This is a genomic window from Haloferax sp. Atlit-10N, assembly GCF_003586325.1.
In the GTDB taxonomy this organism is placed as follows: domain Archaea; phylum Halobacteriota; class Halobacteria; order Halobacteriales; family Haloferacaceae; genus Haloferax; species Haloferax prahovense.
In genome coordinates, this window is record NZ_PSYX01000047.1 from 1 (window position 1) to 1128 (window position 1128).

Below are 1128 nucleotides of genomic sequence, written 5' to 3' on the forward strand. Positions count from 1 at the left end.
CATGACCGTCGAGGAGGGCATCCGGAGCATCCTCACGAGCGGCGTCGCCACCGACGAGGACGAGGACGCCCTCGGCGTGAACATGTCCGAACTCCGCGGCACCGAACGGTTACAGGACATCCGCGAGTCGATGATTACGACCGACGAGAAGCGAGACGACGACTGACCGCAGCGCAGTCGGACGGAGGCGAGTCGCGTTTCCGAGGTCGGCTCCGGGCGGTTCGCCGCCGCTGCCTCCGAACTCGCTCGACAGGTTACCGAGGAGGTCGGTCGGCCAACTGACGACCGCGCAGACGACCATCACGCCGACCGCGGCCGGATAACCCCAGACGGTGACCGCGTCGAGCACGAAGTCGAGAGCGACGAAGCCCGAGCGGATGACGGCACCGCTGACGGCCGCCGCGACGGCCAACAGCTGCCGGAAAAAAGCGCGCTCGCCGGCGACTTCGGAGACCAGAATGTGGCCAGAGGCCCCGGTAGTGGTGGTGGCTCTACGGAAGGAACACCGAGGCCCAGCTATCCTGACCAGATAGATATCTGTTAGGTGAGCCTAAATACGTATCGGAAATTGTGGATATTCGCCGTTCACGCCGCCACGAGCGCCTAAAACGACGTTTCAGTTACGGTGGCGCACGTCGAAACTGGAAACCGCGTCCGGACTGAGCGCACCGCAGGCGTCGCAACCGCGGAGCCGACACGGCCTGCGCCGACCGAGGTATTTTTTATTGACACGTCCGATACCGGAGGTATGGTCCCCCAGTCACCGACGGGCATCGAACCGATTCCGAGTATCGAAGGCCGCCCCGTGTACACCGCCTCGGGCGCGCGATTGGGCGAGGCCGTCGACCTCTGTGTCGACCTCGACGCCGACCGCGTGACCGCGCTTCTCGTCTCCGTCGAAGACCCCCCGGAAGGGTTGGAAGTCGGCCCGCGCGGCGTCCGAGTGCCGTTCAAGTGGATACGGGGGATGGCCGACATCGTCGTCCTGACGGGTGACCCGGCGCTCGAAGCCGCCGACTGACCGCGGCGACTTCGCTCGACTGGCCGCTCCGTCGGACAACGTTGATATACTCCGAACGACGACTGTACGGCGGGCAGTCGAGTGAGTCAGGATGTGGACAGCACGAT

The 1128-nt window shown here is 65.1% G+C and carries 1 protein-coding gene; it reads left to right on the forward strand.

What is annotated here, in order from left to right; translation table 11 throughout:
- Positions 1 to 748: 748 nt before the first annotated feature.
- Positions 749 to 1021: a PRC-barrel domain-containing protein gene (locus C5B91_RS21090; protein WP_119713017.1), complete on the forward strand. Its 273-nt coding sequence runs from the start codon at positions 749 to 751 to the stop codon at positions 1019 to 1021.
- Positions 1022 to 1128 lie beyond the last annotated feature (107 nt).